Here is a 9,802-nt window from a genome sequence, read left to right as displayed (position 1 = left end):
GTTCGGGTTGGAGGGGCCTGCGCTGACGGTGGATACGGCGTGTTCGTCGTCGTTGGTGGCGTTGCATTTGGCTGTGGGGGCGTTGCGGGAGGGTGAGTGTTCGCTGGCGTTGGCTGGTGGTGTGACGGTGATGTCGACGCCGATGGCGTTTGTGGAGTTCAGCCGTCAGGGTGGGTTGGCTGTGGATGGTCGGTGTAAGGCGTTTTCGGATGGGGCGGATGGGACGAACTGGGGGGAGGGTGTGGGTGTTGTGGTGTTGGAGCGGTTGTCGGATGCGCGGCGTCATGGTCATGAGGTGTTGGCGGTGGTGCGGGGTTCGGCGGTGAATCAGGATGGTGCGTCGAATGGTTTGACGGCGCCGAATGGTCCGTCGCAGGAGCGGGTGATCCGGGCCGCGTTGGCGAGTGGTGGTCTGTCCGCGTCCGATGTGGATGTGGTGGAGGCGCACGGGACCGGGACGAGGCTCGGTGATCCGATCGAGGCGCAGGCGTTGCTGGCCACGTACGGGCAGGACCGGGATGCCCCGCTCTTGCTGGGTTCGGTGAAGTCGAATATCGGGCATACGCAGGCGGCTGCGGGTGTGGCTGGTGTGATCAAGATGGTGTTGGCGATGCGGCATGGGGTGTTGCCGCGGACGTTGCACGTGGACGAGCCGTCTTCGCAGGTGGATTGGTCTTCGGGCGCGGTGGAGTTGTTGGGTGAGGCGCGGGCGTGGGAAGCGGGTGACGGTCCGCGGCGTGCGGGTGTCTCCGCGTTCGGCGTCAGCGGGACCAACGCCCATGTGATCCTCGAGGAGGGCACCGAACCCGCAACCTCGGCACCGAAGGTCCGTGACCACGGACCGGTTGCTTGGGTGGTGTCCGGGCGCGGGGCGGAGGGCCTGAGCCGACAGGTCGCGCGGCTGGCCGACCACGCCGCGGCGACCGGCGATCTATCAGCAGCGGATGTGGGGTTCTCGCTGGCGACGAGTAGGGCGCGGTTGTCGCATCGGGTCGCGGTGGTGGGTTCCTCGGTGGATGAGTTGCTGCGTGGTCTGCGGGCGGTGAGCGGGGGTGTTGCCGCAGCGACGGATGGCCGGTTGGGTGTGGTGTTCACCGGTCAGGGTGCGCAGCGGATGGGCATGGGGCGTGGGCTGTATGGGGTGTTGCCGGTGTTCACCGAGACGCTGGATCGGGTGGCGTCGGGCTTTGAGGGTCTGTTGGATCGGTCGTTGTTGAATGTGGTGTTTGACGACGCTGGGGCGTTGGAGGACACGTTGTACGCCCAGGCGGGGTTGTTTGCCGTTGAGGTTGCGTTGTTTGAGCAGCTGCGGGTGTGGGGTGTTGTTCCTGATTTCGTGGCGGGGCATTCGGTGGGTGAGGTGTCGGCTGCTTACGCGGCGGGTGTGGTGTCGTTGGAGGATGGGTGCCGGTTGGTGGCGGCGCGGGGCCAGGCGATGCGGCGGGCACGTTCGGATGGGGCGATGCTGGCCGTGGGCGCTGCGGAGGCCGATGTTGTTGAGCTGTTGGGCGATGGGGTGGGTCTGGCCGCGGTGAACGGGCCTGCCTCGGTCGTGGTGTCGGGCGACGCCGACCGGGTCGCGGTGTTGGAGGGGGTGTGTCGGGAGCGGGGTTGGAAGGTCAGTCGGTTGCGGGTGTCGCGGGCGTTCCATTCCCACCACATGGATGGAGTGCTGGGGAAGTTCGCCGCCGCCATCGACCAGCTCACCTTTGCGCAGCCGCGGATGCCGCTGGTGTCGACGGTGACGGGGCAGTTGATGGACGAGCGGGTGACCACGCCCGCGTATTGGGTGGAGCAGGTGCGGGCCACGGTGCGTTTCGGCGATGCCGTGGAGTACATGGCCGAGCAGGGTGGCGTGACCGCGTTCCTGGAAGTGGGACCCGACGCGGCCTTGTCCGCCACGGTCACCGAGGCTGGCCACGACGCCGTTCCCACCCTCCGCAGTGGACATGACGACGAGACCTGCGTCGTCTCCGCCGTCGCCCAACTCCACGTACACGGCTTCGATGTGGACTGGGCCGCGATCTTCGCGCCGTACCGTCCGCAGCGGGTCGCGCTGCCGACGTACGCGTTCCGGCAGGAGCGTTTCTGGTTGTCCACGGGACCCGCCGGACTGCTTGCGGACGCGGTGGAACTGCCCCGCGGAGGAGCCGTGGTGTCGGGTCGGCTGTCGTTGGGCTCGATGGCGTGGCTCGCGGGCCACGCGGTGGGCGGCGAGGTCGTCGTGCCGGGCACGGGCCTGGCCGACATGGCCGTACGCGCCGGTCACCACGTCGGATGCGAGCTGGTCGAGGAGCTGACCCTCCAGGCGCCGTTGGTGGTGCCCGCGTCGGGCGGTGTGGCCGTGCGTGTTGTGACGACCCCGCCGGCCGCCGACGGGCGGTGCGGAGTGGAGGTGCACTCGCGCCCCGAAGGGCCCTCCGAGGAGTGGACCTGCCACGCCAGCGGGACGCTTGCCCCGGGCGGGCCGGTGGCGGCGGAGCCGGTGAGCTGGCCTCCGGCCGATGCCGTCGAGGTGCCCGTCGTCGGCCTCTACGACGAGCTGGCCGCTCGGGGCTTCGCGTACGACGGTGTCTTCCGAGGGCTGCGCCGGGCGTGGCGACACGACGACGAGCTGTTCGTCGAAGCGGCGGTGGACGGCGACGTCTCGGGCTTCGGGGTGCATCCGGCGCTGCTGGACGCGGTGCTGCACGGGATCGCGGTGTCCGGGTGGGACGGTGTCGGCGGTGTTCCGTTCGCGTGGTCGGGCGTGCGGGTGCTCGCCGTCGGTGCCGAGTGGGTGCGGGCGCGGCTGGTGCGGATGGCCGACGGGGGCATTTCGATCACAGCCGTCGATGACACCGGGATGCCGGTGGCCACCGTTGAGGCCCTTCAGCTCAGGCCGCTTTCGGACTGGCGGTCGGCCACCAGGCGGCACACCGGCCCGCTCTACACGGTGGCGTGGACCGAGGTGGAACGGGCTGACGGCGCGGAAGCGGACGCCCCGGAAGCCATCGAGATCACCGGGCCGGCCGACCTGGCCGAGCCGCCCGTCGGTGCCCCGGCCACGGCGGTGTTCCACGCCGCGTCCGGAGACGGTGCCGACCCGGAGCGGGCCGACGAGGCCGTTGCCGAAGCACTCGCGGTGGTTCAGGCATGGCTCTCCGACGAGCGATGGGCAGCCACCACCCTGCTCGTGGTGACGCGCAACGCCGTGGCGTGTGCCGACGGCGATCCCGCCCCGGACGTGGTGGGCGCGGCCGTCGCCGGTCTGGTGCGCTCGGCGCAGTCGGAGCACCCCAACCGCATCGTGCTGGCCGATGTGGACGAACCCGGCGGTGCGGCCGACCTGTTGCGGATCCCCTGGCGGGAGCCGCAACTGGCGGTACGGGGCGGTCGGGTGCTCGTGCCCAGGCTGACGCGCATGCCCGTGCCGACCGACCCCGAATCCCCGTGGACCGGTGACGGCACCGTCGTGGTGACCGGCGCCACCGGCGGTCTCGGCGCGGTCGTGGCCCGGCACCTGGTGGTCGAGCACGGTGTGCGGCACCTGATGCTGCTGTCCCGGTCCGGTCCGGCCGCGCCCGGGGCCGAGGCGCTGGTGTCCGAGCTGTCCGAGCGGGGCGCCGACGTCCGCGTGGTCGCGTGTGACGTCGCCGACCGCGCGGACCTCGCCGCCGCGCTGGCACAGGTCGAGCACCCGGTGACCGGCGTGGTCCACGCCGCGGGCGTACTGGACGACGGTGTGGTGTCCGCGCTGACCCCGCACCGGGTATCGGCGGTGCTGCGCCCCAAGGCGATCGGCGCATGGCATCTGCACGAGCTGACACAGGACATGCCGGTGCGGGCGTTCGTGCTGTTCTCCTCGGTCGCGGGCGTGCTCGGCGGGGCCGGTCAGGCCAACTACGCCGCGGCGAACGCGTTCCTCGACGCCCTCGCCGGGCAGCGCAGGCGACACGGACTGCCCGCCACGTCTCTCGCCTGGGGGCTATGGTCGACCGAGACCGGCATGACGGGCCGACTCGATGGGGCGAGCCGGGCGCGCGTCGCCCGCGGCGGCATCGCCGCTCTGTCCACGGAGGAGGGGCTGGGGCTCTTCGACGCCGCGTGTGCCACCGACACCGCCCAGGTGGTGCCGGTCCGGCTCGCCCTCGACGCATTGCGGGCGCGCGCCGAACGCAATGACCTTCCGGCACTCTTCAGGGGTCTTGTCGCCGATCGTCCCAAGGCGATTGCCACGGCCGCGGCGTCGCACGATCCGCTGGTCGGCCTGAGCGGTGCCGACCGCCACGGCTACCTCCTCGATCTGGTCCGCGGCCGCGTCGCCATCGTCCTGGGCCACGCCGACGCGTCCGCGATCGACCCGCACCGCGTCTTCCAGGAGCTGGGATTCGACTCGCTGACCGCGGTGGAGCTGCGCACCGGCCTCAGCGAGGCCACCGGTCTCCGGTTGCCCGCCACGCTGGTGTTCGACCACCCGACCCCGGCCGCGCTCGCCGCGCGCCTCGACGAACTGCTCGGTGGCACCGAACGGTCGGCAGCGGAGGAGGAGCCGGTAGCCGCGGCCGACGAACCGATCGCCATCGTCGGCATGGCCTGCCGGTACCCGGGCGGGGTCCGCGGACCCGAGGACCTGTGGCGCCTTGTCGACGGCGGCCGCGACGCCATCGCCGCGTTCCCCGACGACCGCGGTTGGGACCTGGACGGAGTCTTCGACTCGGTCGTGGAGGAGCAGCGCGCCCGTTTCCGCCCCGAAGGCGGCTTCCTGTATGAGGCGGCGGAGTTCGACCCCGGGTTCTTCGGCATCTCGCCGCGTGAGGCGGTGGCGATGGACCCGCAGCAGCGGCTGCTGCTTGAGACGACCTGGGAGGCGTTCGAACACGCCGGGATGGACGCCGGGTCGGTGCGGGGCAGCCGGACCGGCGTGTTCACCGGCGTCATGTACTACGACTACGCCACCCGTCTGCCCGCGGTGCCGGAGCATCTGCAGGCATTTGTCGATACCGGCAACGCGGGCAGTGTGCTGTCCGGGCGGCTGGCGTACACCTTCGGGCTCGAGGGGCCGACGCTGACGGTGGACACGGCGTGTTCGTCGTCGCTGGTGGCGCTGCACCTGGCGGCACAGTCGCTGCGGCAGGGGGAGTGCTCCCTGGCGCTCGCCGGTGGCGTCACGGTCATGTTCACGCCCAAGGTGTTCACCAACTTCGCCCGGCAGGGCGGGCTCGCTGCCGACGGCCGGTGCAAGTCCTTCTCGGACGAGGCAGATGGCACCGGCTGGGGCGAAGGCGTCGGGATGCTCGTGTTGGAGCGGTTGTCGGATGCGCGGCGTCATGGTCATGAGGTGTTGGCGGTGGTGCGGGGTTCGGCGGTGAATCAGGATGGTGCGTCGAATGGTTTGACGGCGCCGAATGGTCCGTCGCAGGAGCGGGTGATCCGGGCCGCGTTGGCGAGTGGCGGTCTGTCCACGTCCGATGTGGACGTGGTGGAGGCGCATGGGACCGGGACCGCTTTGGGTGATCCGATCGAGGCACAGGCTCTGCTCGCCACCTATGGCAGCGACCGGGACCGGCCGTTGTGGTTGGGGTCGATCAAGTCGAATATCGGGCATACGCAGGCGGCTGCGGGTGTGGCTGGTGTGATCAAGATGGTGCAGGCGATGCGGCATGGGGTGTTGCCGCGGACGTTGCACGTGGGTGAGCCGTCGTCGCAGGTGGATTGGTCCTCGGGTGCCGTGGAGTTGTTGGGTGAGGCGCGCGCCTGGAAGGCGGGGAGTGGTCTCCGGCGTGCGGGTGTGTCGTCGTTCGGGATCAGTGGGACGAATGCGCATGTGATCGTGGAGGAGGCTGAGCCGTCGCCGGTTGCCGAGCGCGGTGAGTCTGTGGGTGTTCCGGTGGTGTGGTCGGTGTCGGGGCGCGGGGTGGAGGGGTTGCGGGCGCAGGCGGCGCGGTTGGCCGAGTTCCTGGGCGAGCGTTCTGATGTGTCGCCTGTGGATGTGGGGTTTTCGCTGGCCATGAGCAGGGCGCGGTTGTCGCATCGTGCTGTGGTGGTGGGTTCCTCGGTGGATGAGTTGGTGGGTGGTCTGCGGGCGGTGAGTGGGGGTGTTGCCGCGGTGGCGGGCGCCCGGTTGGGTGTGGTGTTCACCGGTCAGGGTGCGCAGCGGGTGGGCATGGGTCGTGGTCTGTACGGGGTATTGCCGGTGTTCACCGAGACGCTGGACCGCGTGGCGTCGGGCTTTGAGGGGTTGCTGGATCGGTCGTTGTTGGATGTGGTGTTCGACGATGCTGGGGCGTTGGAGGACACGTTGTACGCCCAGGCGGGGTTGTTTGCCGTTGAGGTTGCGTTGTTTGAGCAGCTGCGGGTGTGGGGTGTTGTTCCTGATTTCGTGGCGGGGCATTCGGTGGGTGAGGTGTCGGCTGCTTACGCGGCGGGTGTGGTGTCGTTGGAGGATGGGTGCCGGTTGGTGGCGGCGCGGGGCCAGGCGATGCGGCGGGCACGTTCGGACGGGGCGATGCTGGCCGTGGGCGCTGCGGAGGCCGATGTCGTCGAGCTGCTGGGTGATGGGGTGGGTCTGGCCGCGGTGAACGGTCCTGCCTCGGTGGTGGTCTCGGGCGACGCGGACCGGGTCGCTCAGGTGGAGGGGGTGTGTCGGGAGCGGGGTTGGAAGGTCAGTCGGTTGCGTGTGTCGCGGGCGTTCCATTCCCACCACATGGATGAGGTGCTTGGGGAGTTCGCCGCCGCCATCGACCAGCTCACCTTTGCGCAGCCGCGGATGCCGCTGGTGTCGACCGTGACGGGGCAGCTGGTGGACGAGCGGGTGGCGACGCCCGCGTATTGGGTGGAGCAGGTGCGGGCCACGGTTCGTTTTGCGGATGCCGTGGAGTACATGGCCGGGCAAGGTGGTGTGAGCGCGTTCCTGGAGCTGGGACCCGATGCCGCGCTGACTCCGGTGATCGACAGTGCCGTGGCGGTGCCGACGCTGCGGGAGGGGCATGGTGAACACCGGGCGCTACTGGCGGCGTTGGGCCGGTTGCACACCCATGGCGTCGAACCCGACTGGGCCGCCGTCTACGCACCGTATGCCCCGCGCCGCGTCGACCTCCCGACCTACGCCTTCCAACACGAGCGCTACTGGCTGAACGCCGCGACGGGCACGGGTGACGTGCGGTCGATCGGTGTGGCTGGCGTACGGCACTGGCTGCTCGGCGGCGCGGTGGCGTTGCCGGAGGGCGGGACCGTGTTGACGGGCCGGTTGTCCGCCGGGCAGGCGGACTGGCTGTCCGGACACCTGGTCGGCGGAGAGATGGTCGTGCCGGGGACCGTGCTGGTGGACCTCGCGTCGTGCGCGGGCGACGAGGTCGGCTGCGACGTGGTCGAGGAGTTGAGCCTGCGGACACCGCTGGTCGTGCCCGATTCGGGCGACATCGAGCTCCGCGTGGTCGTCGGCCCCGTCGATACCGAGGGGCGTGGGGCGGTGTCGGTGTACTCCCGCTCGGCCGGTTCGGACGGGAGCTGGACCTGCCACGCCACCGGGACCCTCGCGGTCGGACCGGACGTGGCCTCCGAACCGGCGGTGACCTGGCCACCGGCCGACGCCGAGGACGTGTCCGTCGCGGGCCTGTACGACGCGCTTGCCGACGCAGGTCTGAGCTACGACGGCGTGTTCCGGGCGGTCACCTCGGTATGGCGCCACGACGATGACCTGTATGTCGAGGCCGGGCTCGACGGTGATCTGGTGGCCGGATTCGCCCTGCATCCGGCGTTGCTGGACGCCGTGTTGCACGGGATCGCGGTGTCCGGGTGGGACGGCGTCGGCGGTGTTCCGTTCGTGTGGTCGGGCGTGCGGGTGTTCGCGGTCGGCGCGGCGCGGGTGCGGGCGCGGCTGACGCGCACCGCCGACGGCGGAGTGTCGGTGTCGGTCGTCGACGACACCGGAAACCCGGTCGCCACCGTGGATTCCCTGCTGCTCCGGCCGATCCCGCGAGGACAGCCCGCGGCCATGGCCGACGACTCCCTGTTCGAGCTCGACTGGACCACGATCGAGGCGGGCCCCCGTACCGAACCGGTCACGGCCGTGGTCGGCTCCGCCGCCGGTCTGTCCCATGTGGAGCGGGCACCGGACGTCGTGGTGTACCGGGTCGACGGTGCTCCGGCCGAGGTGACCGACGCCGTGTCGGCGACGTTGGCGGTGCTCCAGCAGTGGATCGCGGACGACCGCTGGGTGTCGTCCCGCATGGTCGTCGTGACGCGCAACGCGGTGAGCTGCCCCGGTGACCAGCGGACGGACCTGGTGGGCGCGGCCGTGACCGGGCTGGTGCGGTCGGCGCAGTCGGAGCATCCGGACCGGATCGTCCTGGTGGACGTCGGGGACACCGACGACACCGACGACATCGCCGCACTGGGATGGACTTCCGGGATCGGCGAGCCGCAGCTCGCGATCCGCTGCGGCCGGGTACTGGTCCCACGGCTGAGGAAGACGACATCACCGCCGTCCGCCGAGCCCGGATGGGCAGGTGACGGCACCGTGGTGGTCACGGGTGCGACGGGCGGCCTGGGCGCGTTGGTGACCCGGCACCTGGTGGACGAGCACGGTGTGCGGCGATTGCTGCTGCTGTCGCGGTCGGGCATGGCCGCGCCGGGCGTCGAAGCACTGGTGGCGGAGCTGGGTGAGCGGGGTGCGGACGTACGGGTGGCCGCTTGTGACGTCGCCGACCGGGACGCGCTCGCGGGTGTGCTGGCCGCCCTTCCCCCGGGGGCCGAGGTGACCGGGATCGTGCACGCGGCCGGTGTGCTCGACGACGGCGTACTCGCCTCGTTGACGCCGGAACGGGTGGCGGGGGTGCTGGCGCCCAAGGCCGTCGGGGCGTGGCACCTGCACGAGCTGACCCGGGACATGCCGGTGCGCGCCTTCGTGCTGTTCTCCTCGATCGGCGGGGTCCTGGGCAGCGCTGGTCAGGCCAACTACGCGGCGGCCAACGCGTTCCTGGACGGGCTGGCCCACCACCGTCATCAGTTGGGACTTCCGGCCACCTCACTGGCCTGGGGCCTGTGGGCGGGGGAGCAGGGGATGGGCGCGGGGCCCGGCCCGAAGCGGCCGGTCCGTGGCGGGGTCGCCCCGTTGTCCGAGGCGGAGGGGCTGGCGCTGTTCGACCTGTTGGCCACCGCCGACCGGCCGTTCGTGGTCCCCGCCCGGCTCCAGCCGGGCGAACTCCGGGATCGCGCCGACACCGGCTACCTCCCCGCGGTCCTGCGGCGGCTGGTGCGCACCGCGCCGCGCAGGCGCACGGTACGCGGGCAGGAGGCGCCCGCCGACTTCGCGGCGCTGGACGACGCTGCACGCGCCAGGGCGCTGACCGATCTGGTGCGCGATCGGGTGGCCACCGTGCTCGGCTACGCGTCGGGTGGCGAAGTGGCGCTGGAAAAGGGCTACTTGGACATGGGATTCGACTCGCTGACGGCGCTCGAGCTCCGTAACGACCTGTCCGCCGCGGTGGGCCTACGGTTGCCCGCGACCCTGCTCTTCGACCACCCGACGCCCGCGACCACCGTCCGCAGGCTCGGCGAACTGCTCGCCCCGGGGACACCCGAGCCGATCAGCGCCGAGTCCAGCGAGCCGGAGATCCGGCGCGCGCTTGCCGCGCTGCCGCTCGACCGGCTCAGGGAACTGGGCCTGCTGGAGACGCTGCTGGGCCTCACCGCGCCGAACGGCGACGGCGCGACCGCGAGCGACGGCACCGACCACGTCAAGGACATCAACGAGCTCGACGTCGACGGCCTCGTGGCCAGGGCGCTCGGCTCCGACCAGGCCGGTCTTGGAGGACACTAG

General features: G+C 71.1%; 1 protein-coding gene. It reads left to right on the top strand.

The window, feature by feature from the left end; translation table 11 throughout:
* The coding region (locus VT50_RS39860) for an SDR family NAD(P)-dependent oxidoreductase (protein ID WP_420822246.1) at nucleotides 1–9,802 on the top strand (9,802 nt) is incomplete at its 5' end.

The organism is Streptomyces antioxidans, from assembly GCF_000968685.2.
Taxonomy (GTDB): Bacteria; Actinomycetota; Actinomycetes; order Streptomycetales; family Streptomycetaceae; genus Streptomyces; species Streptomyces antioxidans.
The sequence above is the reverse complement of the archived record's forward strand: the minus strand, read 5'-3'. Positions and strand labels throughout refer to the sequence as shown.